Raw genomic sequence first — 20578 nt, forward strand, 5'->3', positions numbered from 1 at the left:
TTACACTTTAAACATAGGAAATTTCATCGTATAAATAATAACGATATAAATCACCAATATAATAAGGCTTAGAACACGTGCTTTATTAATGTGCGAGGTTGCGCTTTTACCCTCTCCGATAGAAGAAACAACAAGCTTAAGCGGCTTTGATACGATACCGCCGATTGCGGCAATTGCTAGGAACAACACAACAATTATAATCATCCATGCAACGGTATAGTCCTTTTGCGACACCAAATATCCACCTGTTAACAGCTGCAAAACTAGAAAATACTGCGCAATGCGATTAGCAGACAGCAAGCCGTCCGCAAGGCCGCCTTGTCCAACTCCAGCAAGCTTGGTTGCTCTCCCAATCATGAATGGAAGCACAATATAGAATCCCATTCCGACCGCACCAAGTACATGCAAAAAAATCATTACATTATACATTTCAATTCCTCCTGTTTTCGTGAGCGTCTTTTTAAAACTCATTGTTTCCATAAAAACGCATTATTAATAGTTTATCAGAAACAAGATATTTTTCAAACGATTACGCTCTATACACAGCCGTAATGAAGCTATTTCTAAAGACGTCTCCAGATTGTTCCCGAAATTTTCACACCTTAGTGGATATCAATCCTGTTTCCAGTAGAAACAACAATATCTAACCTTTAAGTCTATATTTAGATATAACGCCATGAATAGCGAAATAGCTAATCTCCTCAGGCAATGCATCCTTTATCGGACGAAGCTTTTCTATTCCAATCTCATGAATCGCTTCAGCAATTTGCTGCTCATACTCGGCAGGAATGATCCGGCTCCAATCGAGCTCATGTCCTTCATCTCCGCAGCGAATCAAATGGCCTTCTATCGTTACCTTGCTCATCCCTCTAGCCTTAGCGATGTTGTCGGTTTCCTGTCCAGCTTGAAATAACTCAAGTGTCAGCAGATGGCTTGGAGTCTCCTCGGTAGATGCTCGTTTATTGGAGATAATAGGTTTAGCTTCGACGTCATGAGAGGCAGTTGATTCCCCTCCGAAGGAATGAATGAGCTCAAGCAGTCCTTCCCCATATTTGTCCGCCTTTGCCGCACCAATTCCCTTCACACTCAGCAGCTGCTCCACCGAACGAGGCTGCGCATTCGCAATCTCGCGAAGCGTTGCATCGAAAAACAGCATGAACGGCGGTACGCCTTCCGCAGCCGCTTTCTCTTTGCGCCATTGTTTAAGCGCTTCGAACAAAGGTGAAGCAGCTCCCGTATCCAAGTTAGCTGTTTGCTTAACGGTTGCCCTTACACGCTGCATAATCAATTCGCGGCCCTCTAACACGGGAAGCGCATTCGCCGTTAACGAAACAACCGGATACTGGCCTTCGCTTAGCTTCAAATAGCCCTCCGATACTAGCCAGTAAAGCCAGTCTGCTATTTCCTTCTCGGGCAGATGGCGCATAAGTCCGTAAGTAGATAAGCGGTCAAGACCAAATTCAAGCAATCGCTTATCGCGTGAACCCTTCAGCACCTTGGCAACCATTGTAACACCAAAGCGTCCTTTCATTCGGCCTACGCAGGAAAGCGCCATTTTCGCTTCATCTGTACGATTTACCGGCTCACTCTTATCCAAGCAGCTGCTGCATTTGCCGCAAGCTTCTACTCCGGTTTCTCCGAAATAATCTACTATAAACTGCTGCAAGCAGCGCTGTGTCCGGCTGTAATTCATCATCGTATGCAGCTTGGAGAGCTGAATCGATTTGCGATCGGTATCCCCTGTGCCCTGCTCGATCAAGAAGCGCTGTACCTGCATATCTGCCGGCTCGAAGAGAAGGATGCATTCACTTTCCTCGCCGTCACGTCCTGCGCGTCCAGCCTCTTGATAATACGATTCAATATCGCTTGTCATTTGCCAGTGAAGCACATAGCGCACATTGGGCTTATCAATTCCCATACCAAATGCGTTTGTCGCTACCATGACACGAATGTCATCGAAACGGAATTTTTCTTGTGTCTGAGCACGCTCGGCATCTGATAAACCGCCGTGGTATTTGCCCGCTTGAATTCCTCTTCGCGTAAGTAATTCGTATACGTTCTCGACTTCTTTCCGCGTAGCGGCATAAATAATACCCGACTGATCCTTGCGCTCGGAAATAAAGCGCTCAAGAAACTTCTTCTTATCTGCGCCCGTAACAACAGATAGTGATAGATTCGGCCTAGCAAAGCCGGTTACGAATACGCTGGGATCTCGGAGCCTCAGCATTTCTGAAATATCTATCGCTACCTCATTGGTAGCAGTAGCCGTAAAGGCTGCAACGAGCGGCCGATTGGTCATTCGGGCTATCCAGCCAGCAAGCTGCCTGTAGCTTGGACGGAAATCATGTCCCCACTGGGATACGCAATGTGCTTCATCAATAGCAATAAGCGGAATAGCAAGCTGCTCCGATAAGGATTGAAACATTGGCGCATCGAGCCTCTCTGGAGCAACATAAAGCAGTTTGTACTCTCCCTGCATAGCACTGCGCATAACCTCGCGATATTCCGCTGCTCCTAGCGAGCTATTCAAATAGGCAGCAGACACGCCGACACGACGAAGCGCATCCACTTGGTCCTTCATAAGCGAAATAAGCGGTGAGATGACAAGCGATGTACCCGGCAGCAGCATCGCAGGAATTTGATAGCAAATGGACTTTCCTCCGCCTGTTGGCAGAATAGCAAGCGTATCTCGTCCATTCATTATGCCCGAGATAATATCCTCTTGTCCTTTGCGAAAGGAGTCATAACCGTACACTCGTTTCAATGCTCCTCTTGCCTGTTCGATCAACATGCATCCCTCCTAAACCTTTAATTTAAGTAAATAAACAGAGAAAACCCTGGCAGTTTTCTGTCAGGGTCCTCCCAAAAGCTTCTCATTTGAAGTGCTTATACATTACATAAAACAGCTTAGCCCGCTGTTACAATTTGAATCACGTTGCGAACGGATTGCGCTGATTTATCAAGCGCCGCTTTCTCATCAGCAGTCAGATCAAGCTCAATTACTTTCTCGATGCCGTTGCCGCCAATAATTGTCGGTACGCCCATGAATAAATTATCATAGCCGAATTCGCCCTCTAGCAATGCGATAACCGGAATGATACGTTTTTTATCCTTCAGGATTGCCTCTGTCATTTGAACAAGTGATGCTGCAGGAGCGTAGTACGCGCTGCCGTTACCAAGCAGGTTAACGATCTCGCCGCCGCCAACACGTGCTCTTTGTACGATTGCTTCAATGCGTTCAGCAGGGATCAGCTTATCAATTGGAATACCGCCAACGTTGGAGTAACGAACGAGTGGAACCATATCGTCGCCGTGACCGCCAAGCACAAAGCCGCGAACATCTTCAACCGATACGTTAAGCTCTTGCGCGATAAATGTGCAATAACGAGCGGTATCTAGAACACCGGATTGGCCGATTACGCGGTTTTTCGGGAAACCAAGTGTTTGGTATGCCGCATAAGTCATCGCATCAACCGGGTTGCTTAGAATGATTACAATGGAATTCGGGCTAGTTGCTTTCACGTTCTCACAAACGGATTTCACGATTCCTGCGTTTGTGTTAACTAGATCATCACGGCTCATGCCCGGTTTGCGCGCAATACCTGCCGTAATAATAACAACGTCCGAATCTCTAGTGTCTTCATAGTTTGAAGTACCAATAATGTTGGCATCAACGCCAAGAACCGGAGTCGCTTCCAGCATATCCAGCGCTTTGCCTTTAGTCGGGTTTTCAAGCGGTGCGATGTCAACGAGTACGATATCGCCCAATTCTTTCTGAGCAAGCATAAGTGCGGTAGTCGCTCCTGTGAAGCCAGCTCCTACTACTGTAATCTTATTTCTTTTAATCGCCATCTTGTACATCCTCCCGTGACATTGCTTATTTAAAGGGGAGACCCCTTTGAAGCTTTAACCCCGTTTAACCCCGGTTATTTAACCCCTTTTAACCCCCTAAGGGATTTTTCGAACCCACCTAAATCCTCCCTTCCAAGGGAGGACCCCGAGGCGCTGCGCCCTCTGGACACCCGCCAGAAGAACGTTGGAGCTGCACAGACGCGCATGTGTAACTTTGGAGTTAGGATCGCTTTGTCCCTGGGGGACACGCTTGAGTTCGAGGTAGGGTGGAGCGATGGAATGGGCCCCTTACGGGGCCGACATTCCAATCTTAGTACAATGGAATAGCCCCCTTACGGGGCCGACATTCCACTCTTTTAGTGCAATGGAATGGCCCCCTTATGGGTCAACATTCCACTCTTTTAGTGCAATGGAATGGGCCCCTACGGGACCTGCATTCCACTTCTTGTGATGGGAATGGGCCCCTTGCGGGGCCCATTCCTTTTGGGGGATATAATGCCCCTAAGTGTGAAGATTTATTTGCTTGTTGGTGTTTGAACTACATATTTTTGATGATTTCGTCTGCGAATGCGGAACATTTCACTTCTGTTGCGCCTTCCATCAAGCGAGCGAAGTCATAAGTAACGGTTTTGTTGTTGATTGATGCTTCCATACCTTTGTAGATAAGGTCAGCCGCTTCCTGCCAGCCTAGGTGCTCAAGAAGCATTACGCCGGATAGGATTACGGAACCTGGGTTAACTACGTCAAGGTCAGCGTATTTAGGAGCTGTGCCGTGTGTAGCTTCGAAGATGGCATGGCCAGTTAAGTAGTTGATGTTAGCGCCTGGTGCGATACCGATACCGCCTACTTGTGCTGCAAGAGCATCGGACAAGTAGTCGCCGTTCAGGTTCAATGTTGCGATAACGTCAAAGTCTGTAGGACGTGTAAGTACTTGTTGCAAAGCGATATCGGCAATTGCATCTTTAACGATCAATTTGCCAGCTGCTTCAGCGTCTTTTTGAGCTTGGTTTGCTGCGTCAGCACCTTGTGCTTCTTTAATGCGGTCATATTCGCCCCATGTAAATGTTTCGTTAGCGAATTCTTGTTCAGCAACTTCATAACCCCAGTTTTTGAACGCGCCTTCTGTGTATTTCATGATATTGCCTTTGTGAACAAGCGTAACCGATTTTTTACCATGCTTGATCGCATATTCAATTGCTGCGCGAACAAGACGTTTCGAACCTTCTTTGGATACTGGTTTAATACCGATACCGGAAGTTTCTGGGAAGCGAATTTTGTTAGCGCCCATTTCGTTTTGCAAGAACTCGATTACTTTCTTCACTTCTGCAGAACCTTCTTGATACTCGATACCTGCATAGATGTCTTCTGTGTTTTCACGGAAAATAACCATGTCAACCAGCTCAGGACGTTTAACTGGAGAAGGAACGCCAGTGAAGTAACGTACAGGACGTAGGCAAGTATAAAGATCAAGCTCTTGGCGAAGTGCTACGTTCAGGGAACGGATACCGCCGCCGATTGGAGTTGTCAAAGGTCCTTTAATAGCAACGATATACTCACGGATTGCAGTAAGCGTATCAGCTGGAAGCCACTCGCCATATTGGTTGAATGCTTTCTCACCAGCAAATACTTCGTACCAAGCGATTTTTTTCTCGCCGTTGTAAGCTTTTTCTACTGCTGCATCAAGCGCACGTTTCGAAGCTTTCCAGATGTCGCGGCCAGTGCCGTCGCCTTCGATGAAAGGAATAATTGGGTTGTTTGGTACATTAAGTACGCCGTTATCAATCGTGATTTTGTCGCCTTCAGTTGGTAGTGCAAATTTTTCGAATTGAGCCATGGATGTAAATCCTCCTTAGATTTGTACCTGCATTAGCAAGTATGAATTAATATTGCTTCATGGAAAAGGAGAACGAACAACGAGTTCCTTCCCACTCATCCGTTGTATCTAGTTCATAAAATTAACGCTTATCAATAGGAACATATTTCACATTAACTGGACCAACATAATCCGCACGTGGACGGATCAAGCGGTTGTTTTGGTATTGCTCAAGAATGTGTGCGCTCCAGCCGGATAAACGGCTAATCGCAAAAATTGGCGTAAACAGATCGCGTGGAATTTCCAGCGTCGTGTATACAGAAGCAGAGTAGAAGTCAACATTCGGCTTCAGGCCCTTTTGGCCCGTAACCATCTCTTCAATCTTGATCGACATTTCATAAAGCTCCATGTTGCCAGTCAGCTTGCCCAGCTCATGCGACATTTTTTGCAAATGCTTTGCGCGTGGATCGCCGTTTTTGTAAACGCGGTGTCCGAAGCCCATAATTTTTTCTTTGTTCGCAAGCGCGTTGTTGATATAGCTCTCAACGTTAGCTGTTGAACCGATTTCCTCCAGCATAACCATAACAGCTTCATTCGCTCCGCCGTGCAAAGGACCTTTTAAAGCGCCGATTGCAGAAGTTACGCCTGAATAAATATCCGACAATGTAGCTACCGTAACGCGAGCTGCAAATGTCGAAGCATTCAATTCATGGTCAGCATGAAGCACCAGAGCTTGATCAAGTGCCTTCACAGCTACTTCAGCAGGCTCGTTGCCCGTAAGCATGTACAAAAAATTATAAGCAATAGATACGCCTTGCTTTGGAGCAACTGGCTCTTTACCTTGACGAATACGTGCGAAAGCAGCAATAATTGTCGGTAGCTGTGCCTGCAATTTAATTGCTTTCAATTGATTCGCCTCAGGCGACATATCATTTGCAGCGGGATCATAAAGGGCTAGGCTTGATACTGCAGTACGAAGCGCTGCCATCGAATTTGTATCTTTTGGATACAATTTAATTTGATCGAGTACGCCTTCTGGAACTGCAGCATATTGATCTAGCTGCTTTTGCAGTCCGTCAAGTTCGGAACGATTAGGTAGTTTGCCGTACCAAAGCAGGTAAGCGACCTCTTCAAAAGTTGCATTTTCGGCGAGATCATCAATATCAATTCCACGATATGTCAATACTCCGTCAATTATTGAGCTGATGGAAGACGCCGCGGCGACGATCCCTTCCAGTCCTTTAGTTGCTGTCATCGTTCTCTCTCCTTTAGCTTGGGTATAGTCAACATGGATAGGATTTTCGAATAATTTACCATCACTTATTAATAATAAATGATTTTGGCAGTGAAGTGAACAAATAAAGACATAAAAATGCTTTATCAGCTTCATCAATATTTTTTTCGCTAAATTTTTATTCCAGAACGTTTACATACTCCTGCTGCATTTTCCCCTAATCTTCCCTTTTTTAGACCCTATTTAAAACTATTTTTACAGAAGTGAATATAGTGGTAAAATGTCCAAGAGAGAAATCACAAAGACACAATAGCCGTATCGGAGGCACTACAATGACAGAACAACGAATCGGTATAATAGACATCGGGTCCAACTCCATCCGACTCGTCGTATATGAGCGGACGACAAACGGCGCGCATCGTGTTGCTGACAGCAGCAAACGGGCTGCCAGATTGAGCGAACAAATTGATGAAGACGGCCGGCTTGCAGGAGCCGCGCTTGATGAGCTTATTGATACACTCACCCATTTCACGTTAATTTGCAACCATAATCATACAGACCATATACGTGCCGTCGCGACAGCAGCTATTCGCAATGCCACAAATCGTTCAGAAATTTTGGAGCGCATACAAAGAGACACTGGACTGAGCATTGAATTGCTGTCCGGCGAAGAAGAGGCCTCGTATGGCTTTCTTGGCATGATTAATTCCTTAAATATCCGAGATGGCTTTCTCGTCGATATTGGCGGAGGCAGTACAGAGGTGTCCCTTTTCCGCAATCGAGCACTTGTGCGTTCCGTTTCATTTCCGTTCGGCTGCGTAAGCTTAAACAAGCGCTTTTGCACAAAAGGCATGCTTAGTGATGAGAATCTAAAAGAGCTCGAAGCGTATGTAACAGAAGCAATCCGTCATGAGCCTTGGATTACACAATCGCCTGGCCTGCCGCTTGTCGGCGTCGGAGGCACTGTTCGAGCGGTTGGCAAAATACATCAAGCTGCTTATAAATACCCTTTCCCACTAACCCATAATTATTCCATATCAAACCAGCAGACCGATGAGCTGTTCGATCAAATGCGCAAGCTGCCTTTAGAGAAAAGACGCAAGCTCCCAGGCTTGTCCAAAGATCGAGCAGATGTAATCGTACCAGGCGCAGCTATTCTCCGCCTCTTGTTTCGAGCTGCAAAAGCTACACATTATCGCATATGCGGAGCTGGCTTGCGCGACGGTTTGTTTCATGCAACTAGATTTCCGACTCATCCCAAGCTTAATGATGTGCTGGAATACAGCTTAAACAACCTAAGCGCCCTGCATCCTCAAGCGCCAAAGCAGCATGTCATGCAAGTAAATCGGCTGGCGCTTGAGCTTTATGATGTAATGAATGATATTCATTCATTGCCGTCCCAAGCGAGGATATTAATGGATACAGCTTCTAGGCTTTTCCGTATCGGCGCTTCCATTGATTATTATGAGTACGCGAGACATTCTTACTATTTGATCATTAACTCGCAATTAAACGGATTGACTCATCGAGAAATGATAATGACCGCAGCGATTGCTTCTTACAAAGGCAAAGGTCGCGCACGTCAGCATATAGCAGAATACAAGGAATTGCTTAAAGAATCTGATATGGATGTCATCTACAAGCTGGGAACGCTGCTTCAACTTTCGGCGGCACTGGATCGTACGGAAACGCAAGCCATCGGCCAGCTAAATGTTCAACTAGTCGGAACCCAGCTTCTGCTTCGCCCTATTCAGCCAAGAGATTCGCTAGCTGTGGAGCGCCGCGAGGTAGAGGAGCTTAGTTCTGAATTCAAAAAGCTTTGGGGGGTAATCCCCATTCTTCATTTCGGTTAAGCATAATCCTTCCATGAGGAAATAACCTTGGCTTCGAATTGACTGCGGAACGGCTGCATGTTTTCATTGGATACATGCTCATATGTGCCGTTCGGCTGCAATTTGCGGGCCTTTACATTATCGTCAATATTGAGCTGAAGCATTTTGATTAAAATTTGTCGAAGGCTCGGATCAAACACTGGACACATAAGCTCGATGCGTCTCGTTAAATTCCGGGTCATCCAGTCTGCACTGGACAAGTATACTTCCTCTTCCCCGCCATTAAGGAAATACATAATCCTTGCGTGCTCCAAAAATCGATCCACGATGCTAATGACCTCTATATTTTCGCTGCGGCCTGGTACACCCGGCCTTAAGCAGCATACTCCGCGAACAATAAGCACAATCTTCACGCCTGCTTGTGAAGCCTCATATAGCTTATCGATCATTTCTTGATTGGAAATCGAATTCATTTTGGCGATAATTTGAGCGGGTTTTCCCGCTAATGCATTTAATTTCTCTCGGTCGATAAGGCGATACAACTTCTCTTTTAGATCGGATGGCGCAACTCCGAACGCTTTCCATTCATATGGCGAGGAATATCCGGTCACTTCATTGAATAAGGCTGAAGCATCTCCGCCAATGACAGGATGTGAGGTGAATAAGCCAATATCTGTATATAAAGTAGCCGTGCTGTCATTATAATTGCCGGTACCGACATGAACATAACGGCGCAGCGTCCCTTGCTCACGCCTCACAACAAGCAAAATCTTGGCATGCGTCTTCAAGCCTACTAATCCATAGACAACATGACAGCCGGCCTTCTCCAGTTGACGCGCCCATGCAATATTCCGTTCCTCATCAAACCGCGCCTTCAGCTCCACAACGACAGTAACCTGCTTGCCCGACTCGCCAGCTTTCGCCAGCGCTTGAACGAGCGCAGACTGACCGCTAACGCGGTACAAAGTCATTTTTATTGCTAATACGTCAGGATCATATGCTGCCTGAATGACAAAATCATTGACTGCTTCAAAAGATTCATATGGGTGATACATAAGCACATCACGCTGACGAATCACTTCGAACATATCTGCTGTTTCATCAAATTCGCGAGGGTATACAGGCTCCAGCTTCTCATAGCGCAGGTTCTCATAGCCCGATAATGTGCTTACAAACTTGAGAAGAAAGCTTAGATCAAGCGGGCCATCTATTTCAAATAAATTATCTTCGATTTCAAGCTCTTCTCTAAGCATTTCCAACGCGTAAGGGTGCATATCTTTAGCAATCTCAAGTCTAACAGGTATACCCCAACGGCGGCGGCGAAGCTCCTTCTCGATTTCTTCGAGTAGATCCTCTGCATCCTCTTCGTTCAGGGTTATGTCGGCATCACGTGTCAATCGGAACGGATTAACAGAGATAGGTATATATCCATTAAATAAAGTATCAATAAATTGCTCAATAAGCTCCTCAAGCAGTACGAATTCCGTTTTTTTGCTATTGCTTCTTCCCGGTACAGGCACAATTCTTGGCAATATGGATGGCACCTGAACGATGGCAAACAGCGGCTCTTCGTCCTCTGCATCATCTTCCTGCTTCAGCAGCACAGCCAAATACAGCTCCTTGGTATGCACAAGCGGAAACGGCCTGCTTTGGTCAACAGCCATCGGGGTAAGCACTGGAAATACAATTTCATGGAAATATTCTGAGATCGCTTTCGTTTGAGTAACATTCAGCTCATCAAATGACCGTATAAATATACCTTCGCGGCTTAAACCACGCAGTACTTCTCTGTATGTACGGTACTGATCATTAACCATTTGTGTCGTTCGTTTAATAAGCCTTTTCCATAGACCAGCAGGCGTATATCCCGTAAAATCAGTTTTAGTAAGCCCGGCTCGCATCTGCATCTGTATGCCTGCAACCCGCACGCTCATAAACTCATCCAGATTGCTTGTTACAATGGCCAAAAATTTAGCTCGCTCCAGGAGAGGATTGTTCGTATCCTGTGCCTCCTGAAGTACTCTTAGATTAAATTCAATCCAACTCAAATCGCGGTTAACGTAGTTGGACAATTGCTTGGTCATTTCTCACGCCTCCTGAAAATAATGAAAAGCAAATTGGCTGCTGGCTTTGTGAGCTTTGAAGCTGCTTGTATTTATGTAAGAAGAGATAAAACACTATCCCCCTATTATAATATTATGAATGAAAACTATTACTTCCATGTTAACCTCTTGTAAAGGGAGCGTAAAAATTAAAATCTGCCGATTCTAAAGCTGCCGTTTCTCATCCTTTTCTCAATCCACTGCAGCATCAATACACGGTAGAACGGTCTAGTAACAGGGATTAACAGTGTTATTCCGACGATATCGGACAGAAATCCTGGAAACATCAGCAAAAACCCTCCAGCGAGAACACAAATGCCGTCCAGCAGCTTCAAGCCGGGAATTTGCCCTGCCTGCATCTGCCGCTGAGCCTCCACCCATACCTTACGTCCTTCAGCCCGGGCCAAATAAGCACCGGCTACCGCCATAAGAACGAGCAATAAAAAGGTCGTCCAACCTCCGAGCCAATGCCCCATCTGTATAATGCCAAGCAGCTCCACTACTGGAACCGCAATAATAACAATAAACAGCCATTTGTTCATGTTTGACCTCCTCAAAAGTTTTGCGAATGCAAAACTTACTTCGTAAGCATAAGCTTAGTTTTGCGAATGCAAAACTTACTTCGTAAGCATAAGCCTAGTTTTGCGAATGCAAAACTTTGTACGTAAGCTTATTTTGTGCGCAGCAGCTCAAATAATTCTGGCATTACTTTGTTTATTCGGGCAGGCTTCCACTCTGTATTTACCCACACATGCTTCGTCCCGCCTTCAACAAGCAGTTCACCTGGCAGAAGTTCACTGTCCTTCAGCTCCGCGGCATGGAAATCTTCAATTGACACTCTTCGAATTTGTGAATCAAAGGCAACACGGACAGGCGAGCATTCCACTACTCGCGTACAGACGACCAAGGTATCATCATAACGGGCGGGGAGCAAATAACGGCATTGCAAATCAATGACTGGAAGCAGCAAGCCTTGCTCTTCAATCAGCTTATAATTATAGCCAGCATTCCTTATCCATTCCGTACGTCCAATCTCAAACCAAGTTACATAATTTCCGTGAAACACAACTTTCATTTGATCCGTTTCCTGATATCTCACACGAATAGGATGCAAAAACCAGCTGGAAGATGAAAACAATTGAGTCCCTCCCTAAAACAATACGTGTATTAAACGATCCTCATGCATCACTAGGTTAACAAAAAGCGACGGTGAGTTCACCATCGCTTTTTGTTTCCGAGCTATATAATTATATTTATTATAGTACTTTTGATTGGCCGTGGTAGATTACGCCTGTTTCGCCGTAGACAGTCACTTCCATGCCATCCTTAAGATTGTCAATCGCATTGGATACGCCTAGTACAACAGGGATTCCAAGATTCAGACCTACTACTGCTGCATGGCTTGTAATGCCGCCTTGCTCTGTAATAACTGCTGCTGCTTTCTCGAATGCCGGCATATATTCTTTGTCTGTCGAAACCGTTACAAGAATAGAGCCCTCAGTTGTTTTCTCAATGGCTTCCTGAGCTGTGCGTGCTACTACAATTTTGCCTGTAGCGGTTTGGCTGCCGATCCCTTGTCCTTGTGCCAAAAGCTCACCGATATGGTGAATTTTGATTAGGTTCGTTGTGCCAGCACGTCCAACAGGAACGCCTGCCGTAATAACAACTGTATCGCCCAGTGTTAAGAAACCTGTGCTCATGCCGCCTTTTACTGCATTTTCAAACATTTCATCAGTAGTATCCGCATCCGGACCAAGTACTGCAAATACGCCCCAGATGAGAGATAAACGGCGCAAAACCTTCTCATCTGTCGTTACAGCAATGATTGGAGCCTTAGGCTTGTACTTCGACACCATACGAGCTGTAAAGCCACTTTGGGTCGATGTGATGATTGCTTTCGCACGCAGATCAAGCGCAGAGTTAGCAACAGCTTGGCTGATTGCTTCTGTAACAGTGACTTGCATCGCATTAGCTTGTTTTGTGAACAGGTCACGGTATTCCAAAGCGTTCTCAGCACGCTCTGCAATACGTGCCATTGTTTGCACGGATTCTACCGGGTATCTGCCGGCAGCAGTCTCGCCAGATAGCATGATTGCATCTGTGCCATCAAAAATCGCATTTGCAACGTCGCTCGCTTCTGCGCGAGTTGGACGCGGGTTGCGCTGCATGGAATCAAGCATTTGTGTAGCCGTGATAACCGGCTTACCCACAAGATTGCCTTTTTTGATCATGTTTTTTTGAACGAGCGGAACTTCCTCAGCTGGAATTTCAACACCAAGGTCGCCACGCGCAACCATTAGACCGTCTGACACTTCTAGAATTTCATCTAGATTGTCAACGCCCTCTTGGTTTTCGATTTTGGAAATAATTTGGATATGGCCAGCATTGTGACGCTCAAGAAGCTCACGAATTTCTAGCACATCACTTGCTTTACGAACGAAAGAAGCAGCAATGAAATCAACGCCCATCTCGATACCGAACACGATATCATTAGCATCCTTCTCTGTAATACCAGGCAATGAAATTTTCACGCCGGGAACGTTTACGCCTTTTTTGCTTTTGATTGGACCGCTGTTGACGATACGGCAAATGATTTCTGTGCCTTTCACTTCTTCAACTGTCAATCCGATCAAGCCGTCATCAATAAGAATGGTCGATCCAATAGATACATCGTTTGGAAGATTGTTGTATGTGATTGGTACACGATTACGATCTCCCAAAATGTCTTCCGTTGTTAGCGCGATAGTATCGCCTTGATTCAGCTCAATAGGCTCTTCCTTCAGCTTGCCTAGGCGGATTTCCGGGCCTTTTGTATCAAGCAATACCGCAACAGAAGTGCCAAGCTCAGCGTTAGCTATGCGAATGTTTTTGATTCGGTTGCCGTGCTCCTCGAAATCACCGTGCGAGAAGTTAAGACGGGCAACGTTCATTCCGGCTTGAATGAGTTTCTTTGTGTTTTCCAGCGATTCGCTGGATGGTCCGATAGTACAAACGATTTTTGTTTTACGCATGTTAGTTTTCCTCCGATTAATACCTGAGATTCTATTCTATACTGACATGATGCCCCACTGCTTGTACAGTAAAAACATCAGATTTACACAAAATTTACTGAATGGTGGAAGCTGGCTCAGATGCATTTTCCAGCATATTCAGCGTCTTGTTAACCGCTTCAATCGGATTAGACTCTTGTACAGATCCATTTGGTGTCTCTGCTCCGACCTTCTCCGCAATGCGGAAATGACCTACTTTACGGAATTTATTGTAACGATCCTCGATTAGCTGTTCTGCGCTCATCTGCATAAGCTCCTGCAAGTGATGCCACAGCTTATCCTTAATTTGCTCAGCTTGAAACACGAAATCTTTATGGGCGCCGCCCTGTGGTTCTGGAACGATGTCTTCAATAATGCCAAATTCAAGTAAGTCGGTAGCTGTTATTTTCATCGCTTCAGCCGCTTGATCTGCTTTGGAAGCATCCTTCCAAAGAATGGATGCAGCGCCGTTTGGTGAAATAGCCGAATAAATCGCATTCTCCAGCATTAATACACGGTTGCCGACACCTAAAGCTAATGCGCCACCGCTTCCGCCTTCACCAATTACGATACAAATGATAGGCACGCCGAAGCCGGCCATTTCCCGCAGGTTGCGCGCAATCGCTTCCGATTGTCCGCGTTCCTCGGCGGTTTTGCCCGGATATGCGCCCTTCGTATCGATAAATGTAATAATGGGACGCTTGAATTTGTTGGCTTGCTCCATGAATCGAAGCGCCTTGCGGAAGCCCTCAGGATGAGGACTGCCGAAGAAGCGAGCGATATTCTCGCGAGTATCCTTGCCGCGCTGATGGCCGATTACAGTAACTGGAACGCCGTTAAGCTTTGCCAGTCCGCCAACGATAGCAAGATCGTCTGCAAACAGACGATCACCATGCAGCTCCATGAAATCGGTAAACACCGTTTGAATGTAGTCAAGCGAGGTCGGGCGTTGATGATGTCGCGCCAGATGCATCTTTTGGGCCGGAGTCAGCTCGTTGTAAAGATCATCTTCCATCTGCTTGCATTTCTGCTCTAGGCGCAAAATTTCCTCGGAGAAGTCGATTTCCTTCTCCATGCTTAAGCTCTTCAGCTCCGTTATCTTCTGCCGCAAATCATTAAGCGGTTTCTCAAAAGGTAGCTCACCCGCCATAGGATGTTCCCTCCCTTACGCAATGCATGTCAAGCAGCTTCGTTAACGTAGCCTTCATGTCTTTGCGGTGCACGACTTTATCCAATTGACCATGCTGCAAATTAAACTCAGCTGTCTGGAAGTCATCAGGCAGCTTCTGACGGATCGTTTGTTCGATAACAATACGCCCCGCAAAGCCGATCAATGCGCCAGGCTCGGCCAAATTGTAATCGCCTAAGCTCGCAAAGCTTGCTGAAACTCCACCTGTAGTTGGATCGGTAAAGATCGAAATATACAAACCGCCAGCGCCCTGAAATTTAGAAAGTGCTGCGCTCGTTTTGGCCATTTGCATCAGGCTCAATATGCTCTCCTGCATTCGTGCTCCGCCTGAAGTAGAGAAAATAAGAAGCGGCAGCTGCTGGGCATGAGCCGCTTCGATTGCCCTAGTAATCTTCTCACCTACAACCGATCCCATACTGCCAGTGAAAAAATCAAAGCTCATTATCGCTACGACAACCGGTAAACCGCCGATCATGCCCTCACCTGTTACAACCGCTTCTCGCAGCGAAGATTTGCTCTTTTGCTGTTCAAGCTTGCTGGCATAACCAGGGAAGGAAAGTGGATCGACGGATTCCATATCCGCATCGTATTCTAATAAATGCCCGTCATCGAGCGTCAATGCAATACGTTCCCAAGCGCTTAGCCGATAATGATGGCCGCATGATGAACATACCTTTAAATTCTTTTCCAATTCTTTGCTATACTGAATCGTGCCGCATTTCGCGCACTTATTCATTAAGCCTTCCGGAACTTCCCTCTTGCGGGGCTCCGAAGGAATTGTCGCATATTTCTTCTTTGTAAATAAGTCCTTTATTTGCACGTGTGACACCTCTCAAGGCGCAATAGTATAGAGCAGTTCATCCTCATGGCCGCATAATGGAGTTGAATACTTCCTGAACTTCCTCCAGTTCGCCAGATGGAACTAGTATCTCGTATTGCTGTTTGGACAGATTGACGGAGCGGATCTTCACCAAAAACCCTTCCTCCGTAAGCCGCTTCTTGATGTTATCTGCGATTTTTGCTGTTGGTGCGATATAAATGACCGTCCACATCATGGTACCTCCTGAAAACTTTGCTACCGCAAAGTTCACTTCCTAAGCATAGCTATTTCCCGGTAACAGGCCATATGATGTCATAATGATAACATAGTCATGGGGAATCCGGCAAATGATATCGGATCGCTTTGGGGTCCTGATGTGCAATTCGGGCAGATGCAGCAGCAGCCAGACCAGCAACGATGTCGTCCAAAAAAACATGAATGTGCTCGCCTTTCACATTCAATTGACGAATAATACCGGGTTTAACTTTATCCAAATATCCGAAACTCGTCAATCCAATCATGCCATAAACATTTGTAATGCCGAGCGCAAGCGTCTCGTCAACGCCATAAAGCGACTCATCTGTTTCCATAATCGATTGCAGAGGTTCAGGAAGCAAGCGCTTCTCTGCTAATTCATCAAGAGCAATGCCAGTATACATAACATATTGGACCTCTCTTTTGGCGAGTACCGCTCTTACGCTTTCCTCGCATTCCTTCATCGTCAAATCAGCATTATAAGGACGCTGCAGCGAAAAAACGATTTCAGACACTTGGTCCACTGAAACTCCTCTTCTAAGGAGCATGCTTTCAATCCCTGTCATAAGCCTCATCCTTCCCCTAACGGCTTGTACGGCTGTCTCAAAGTCAGAGCGGATAGATCTCGCATCTCTTGGTCAGCTCCGCTTGTATCTCTAAACATATGCACTAGAAAGCGATGACGTGCATACGAAATACAACTGTTATGTCATTTCTGGGGGGACAGCAATAAAGAGGCTTGTTACTTGACAATGATACTGCCTGCTCCGAGCAATTGCTCAATGGAAGCAATGAGCCGCGGTGACGGTCTTACCCGGTAGTTCTCGCTTAACGCGACAGGCTGCCTTCTCTGCTCGTACACGAGTACCGTGTCTAGCTGGCCGGGATGTCCGGCGAGCAGCTCCTTCAACTTTGCTAGTATATTTTGCTGTTCGTTAGATGCCGCAATCTTGATATAAACTCGTTGACGTTTTGTTTCCGCCGTTTCCTTCTGCGGTCTGTTCTCATGCTTTGCTGAGTTTTCGTTTCTCGGACTAACAGGGCCTTGGGCACTCGGCTGTGCGCCTCTTGTGCTGGACGGCCCTGCGGTGCCTGAAGCCGTTCGCGCAGCGCGTGCCTTCGCTTGCTTCTGCAACCGGCTTACTTGCGAAGCAAGATCCGTCTGCGCATGGTCGATCGGAACAACATCCTCCACAATGAGCTTGAAATCGTCATCCTGCTGCTGAACAGTAGCTTGTACAACAACTAAGCCGCCTTTTTCGAGCTTGCTGCCTACCCGCTTCCAAATCGCCGGAAACACGACGGCCTCCACTCGCATAATGCGATCCTCCAGCTCAAGAAATCCCATAGCAAGACCTTTCTTGCTCGTAAAAGGCTTCAACGATACAATCATTACGCCCACAATAGCAATAGATCCGTCCTTGGCGTCGCTTAGCTCGATCAGCCGATCAAGGCCAAGATGGGAGAGCTCCTGCTCGGCATCATCCAGCGGGTGACCTGATAAATACAAGCCAAGCAAATCTCTTTCGAAATCCAGCTGCTGAGCTATCGTATAGGGCCGAATATCAGGAAGCTCGACATCCCAGTTCTGCACCTCTTCAAAGCCGAACATTTCAATTTGAAGCTCCTCGCGTTCCTTGCGCCACTTAGCCGCGGCTTCAACCGTTTCATCCAATGCTCCAAGCAGCTGGGCACGATGGCCGGGAAGCGAATCGAAGGCGCCTGCTTGTATAAGCGATTCCAGCACACGCTTGTTCACAACACGTAAATCTACACGTTGGCACACATCCAGCAAGCTTTCAAACGGTCGTTCGCCGCGTTCCTTCTTCAATGCGTCAATAGCCTGCGTCCCAACGTTTTTAATTGCTGCAAGACCGAAACGAACCGCTTTGCCCGTAGGGGCGAAGGAGACGCTGCTCTCATTCACATCAGGCGGCAGCACTTCAATTCCCATGCGGCGGCACTCATCCACATATTCGGCCGTTTTTCTTTGGTTTCCTGTAAGAGATGCAAGCATCGATGCCATGAATGGAACAGGATAATGCGCCTTCAGCCAAGCAGTCTGAAACGCCAGCACCCCATATGCAGCAGCATGCGCGCGCGGGAAGCCATAATCAGCAAATCTGACAATCATATCGTACACAAGATTGGCATCGGCTGCCGAAAATCCCTGTCCTAAGCTCCCCTTCACAAAGTGGGCACGCTCCTCATCAAGTACCTCCCGCTTTTTCTTAGAGACAGCACGCCGAAGCAAATCGGCTTCGCCGAGTGAGAAGCCTGCCATAAGAGAAGCAATCCCCATTATTTGCTCCTGATATACGATAATGCCATAAGTGTCAGATAGAATAGGCTCAAGTGCCGGATGCGGATATTCGACTGCTACCATTCCATGCTTGCCTTGAATATACTTCGGTATGAATTCCATTGGCCCTGGACGGTAAAGGGCAAGCACCGATACGATATCTTCAAATTCAGACGGCTTCATTTCCTTCAGCACGCGACGAACGCCTGCAGATTCCAGTTGGAATATTCCCGTCGTATCACCGCGGCCGAGCATCGCATACGTGTCTGGGTCATTATCGCTAATCGTCCGGAAATCGATGTCTCTGCCAAAAAGCTCCTTAACCCATTTCAAGGTTCGCTCTAAGATCGATAAGGTACGCAAGCCTAGAAAATCCATTTTGAGTAGGCCGACAGCCTCCAAATGCTCCATCGAATATTGCGTAAGCGGTATTTGCTCGCTTCCACCCTGAAGCGGCGCATAATGAGTAAGCGGTTCTTGTGAAATTACGACGCCAGCCGCATGTGTAGATGCGTGACGAGGCATTCCCTCCACCTTCAGCGCCATCTGCAGCATAGCGGCAGTTTTCGGCTGGCGCTCACACGCTTCACGCAGCTCCGCACTCATGCGCAGCGCATCACCTAACGTGATGCCCAGCTGGTTCGGAATCAGCTTAGCCGCTCGATCCACCTCTTGAAAAGGAACGTTCATCGCGCGTCCAACATCGCGTACCGCAGCCTTCGCCGCCATCGTACCAAATGTAATAATTTGCGCAACATGCTCATCGCCATATTTGGCAGCCACATAAGCGATAACCTCGTCACGGCGCTCATCGTTGAAGTCTATATCAATATCAGGCATTGAGATCCGCTCCGGATTCAGAAACCGTTCGAACAAAAGCTTGTATTTCAACGGGTCAACATCCGTTATCTTAAGGGAGTACGCTACCAAGCTGCCTGCAGAAGAGCCCCTGCCTGGTCCAGTCCGAATGCCCCTGTCATGAGCAAAGCGCACAAAATCCCATACGATTAAGAAATAATCGCTGAAGCCCATTCGATCAATAACAGATAGCTCGTAAGCAAGCCGCTGCTGCGCCTTCTCGCGGTATTCGGAATCGGCTATCCATTCCGGCAGCCCCGCGTATCTTGCAATCAATCCTTCTTGGCAGAGCGTCGCTAAATAATCCGACGAGCTCATTCCGGCAGGTACCGGCTTGAATACCGGGAGCGCTGCTCGGCCAAGCGTCAGCTCTAAATTACATTTATCTGCAATTTCCACTGTATGCTTAATCGCTTCTGGAACATGACGATAAAGAAGAGCCATCTCGTCTTCACTCTTCATATACAGCTGATCTGTCAGCATCCGCATGCGATCCGTATCCTCAACGGTCTTGCCCGTTCCAATGCACAGGAGCACATCTTGAACCTCTGCATCCTCTGCTCGCAAATAGTGAACATCATTAGTAGCCACTAGCTTAATGCCAGTCTCTTGCGAGAGGCTGATCATTTCGGCTGCCACCTTTTTCTGATCCAGCATTCCATGATCCTGCAGCTCTAAATAAAAATCGTCTCCGAATATATCAAAATAACGCAATGCAGCGCTCCGGGCTTCTTCTCTACGATCATGCAGCAGATGCTGCGAGACTTCTCCCATTAAACAGGAGCTTAAACAAATAAGGCCTTCTGAATACTCGCGGAGCACCTCCATATCAACACGAGGCTTGTAATGAAAGCCTTCTAAATGAGCAATGGAGCTCAGCTTCATGAGGTTGCGGTAGCCCGTTTCATTCTTGGCGAGCACGATAAGATGATAAATTGGATTATCCTTACGGGTCCCTTTCTCGAAGCGAGAGCCGGCTGTTAAGTAAAGCTCGCATCCAATAATGGGTTTAATGCCATTTGCTAGGCAGGCTCGGTAAAACGGAATTGCACCATACATGACACCATGGTCAGTCAGCGCGAGAGCCTTCATGCCAAGCTCGGCGGCTCTTGCCGCCAGGTCGCGGATTCTAGCGGCGCCATCGAGCAGGCTGTATTCACTGTGAACGTGCAAATGCACGAATGTTTGTTTGTTTTGGCCGCTCATGTAATCCGTCCCTTCCGCCTCGTTCAAATTAGTTAGTTCTATTTTATCATAATAGAGAGGGACACGCCCATAGAATGGTAGCAGAG

Annotated in this window: 15 protein-coding genes; 1 reads left to right on the forward strand and 14 read right to left on the reverse strand. The window is 46.9% G+C overall.

Going from position 1 to position 20578, the window contains the following annotated elements; all coding sequences use genetic code 11:
• The 5 genes from CEF13_RS21345 to citZ all read right to left on the reverse strand — a co-directional run bounded on the left by CEF13_RS21345 (nt 1) and on the right by citZ (nt 6920).
• Entirely contained in the window at nt 1-429 is a 429-nt protein-coding gene (locus CEF13_RS21345) for a hypothetical protein (protein WP_102713786.1), read from the reverse strand.
• A 214-nt stretch (nt 430-643) separates the two neighbouring features.
• Entirely contained in the window at nt 644-2791 is a 2148-nt protein-coding gene (recQ, locus tag CEF13_RS21350; RefSeq protein WP_166742742.1) for a DNA helicase RecQ, read from the reverse strand.
• A gap of 116 nt (nt 2792-2907) precedes the next feature.
• Nucleotides 2908-3852, reverse strand: a complete 945-nt coding sequence (mdh, locus tag CEF13_RS21355) for a malate dehydrogenase (protein WP_102713788.1) — start codon at nt 3850-3852, stop codon at nt 2908-2910.
• 538 nt (nt 3853-4390) lie between these two features.
• Nucleotides 4391-5686 carry an NADP-dependent isocitrate dehydrogenase gene (gene icd / locus CEF13_RS21360; protein WP_102713790.1) on the reverse strand — a complete coding sequence of 432 codons (1296 nt, stop codon included), beginning with the start codon at nt 5684-5686 and terminating at the stop codon, nt 4391-4393.
• A 121-nt stretch (nt 5687-5807) separates the two neighbouring features.
• Complete coding sequence (citZ, locus tag CEF13_RS21365; protein ID WP_102713792.1) at nt 5808-6920, reverse strand: citrate synthase; 1113 nt, start codon at nt 6918-6920, stop codon at nt 5808-5810.
• A gap of 311 nt (nt 6921-7231) precedes the next feature.
• Between citZ and ppx the strand changes: the two genes are divergently transcribed.
• Nucleotides 7232-8752 carry an exopolyphosphatase gene (ppx, locus tag CEF13_RS21370; protein WP_102713794.1) on the forward strand — a complete coding sequence of 507 codons (1521 nt, stop codon included), beginning with the start codon at nt 7232-7234 and terminating at the stop codon, nt 8750-8752.
• Here the strand turns inward: ppx and ppk1 are convergent.
• The 9 genes from ppk1 to CEF13_RS21415 form a co-directional block, all read right to left on the reverse strand.
• Nucleotides 8749-10815, reverse strand: coding sequence for a polyphosphate kinase 1 (ppk1, locus tag CEF13_RS21375; RefSeq protein ID WP_102713796.1), 2067 nt, complete (start codon nt 10813-10815; stop codon nt 8749-8751). The two genes, ppx and ppk1, sit on opposite strands and share 4 nt — an antisense overlap.
• Nucleotides 10816-10982: 167 nt before the next feature.
• Complete coding sequence (locus tag CEF13_RS21380) at nt 10983-11375, reverse strand: FxsA family protein (protein WP_102713798.1); 393 nt, start codon at nt 11373-11375, stop codon at nt 10983-10985.
• A gap of 128 nt (nt 11376-11503) precedes the next feature.
• Nucleotides 11504-11971, reverse strand: coding sequence for an acyl-CoA thioesterase (locus CEF13_RS21385; protein ID WP_279588845.1), 468 nt, complete (start codon nt 11969-11971; stop codon nt 11504-11506).
• A 118-nt stretch (nt 11972-12089) separates the two neighbouring features.
• The gene (pyk, locus tag CEF13_RS21390; RefSeq protein ID WP_102713800.1) at nt 12090-13844 is read right to left on the reverse strand and encodes a pyruvate kinase; all 1755 of its coding nucleotides are present in this window, start codon (nt 13842-13844) and stop codon (nt 12090-12092) included.
• Between the two features lie 94 nt (nt 13845-13938).
• Complete coding sequence (locus CEF13_RS21395; RefSeq protein WP_102713802.1) at nt 13939-15012, reverse strand: acetyl-CoA carboxylase carboxyltransferase subunit alpha; 1074 nt, start codon at nt 15010-15012, stop codon at nt 13939-13941.
• Nucleotides 15002-15871: an acetyl-CoA carboxylase, carboxyltransferase subunit beta gene (gene accD, locus CEF13_RS21400; protein ID WP_102713804.1), complete on the reverse strand. Its 870-nt coding sequence runs from the start codon at nt 15869-15871 to the stop codon at nt 15002-15004. The genes CEF13_RS21395 and accD overlap by 11 nt, the downstream gene beginning before the upstream one ends.
• Before the next feature lie 43 nt (nt 15872-15914).
• Nucleotides 15915-16103: a glutamate decarboxylase gene (locus tag CEF13_RS21405; RefSeq protein ID WP_102713806.1), complete on the reverse strand. Its 189-nt coding sequence runs from the start codon at nt 16101-16103 to the stop codon at nt 15915-15917.
• A 97-nt stretch (nt 16104-16200) separates the two neighbouring features.
• Nucleotides 16201-16692: a phosphatidylglycerophosphatase A family protein gene (locus CEF13_RS21410; RefSeq protein ID WP_102713808.1), complete on the reverse strand. Its 492-nt coding sequence runs from the start codon at nt 16690-16692 to the stop codon at nt 16201-16203.
• 176 nt (nt 16693-16868) lie between these two features.
• Nucleotides 16869-20492 (reverse strand): DNA polymerase III subunit alpha, encoded by a 3624-nt coding sequence (locus CEF13_RS21415; protein ID WP_102713810.1) that lies wholly within the window; start codon nt 20490-20492, stop codon nt 16869-16871.
• Nucleotides 20493-20578: the final 86 nt, after the last annotated feature.

The organism is Paenibacillus castaneae, from assembly GCF_002884445.1.
GTDB classification, from domain to species: Bacteria; Bacillota; Bacilli; order Paenibacillales; family Paenibacillaceae; genus Pristimantibacillus; species Pristimantibacillus castaneae.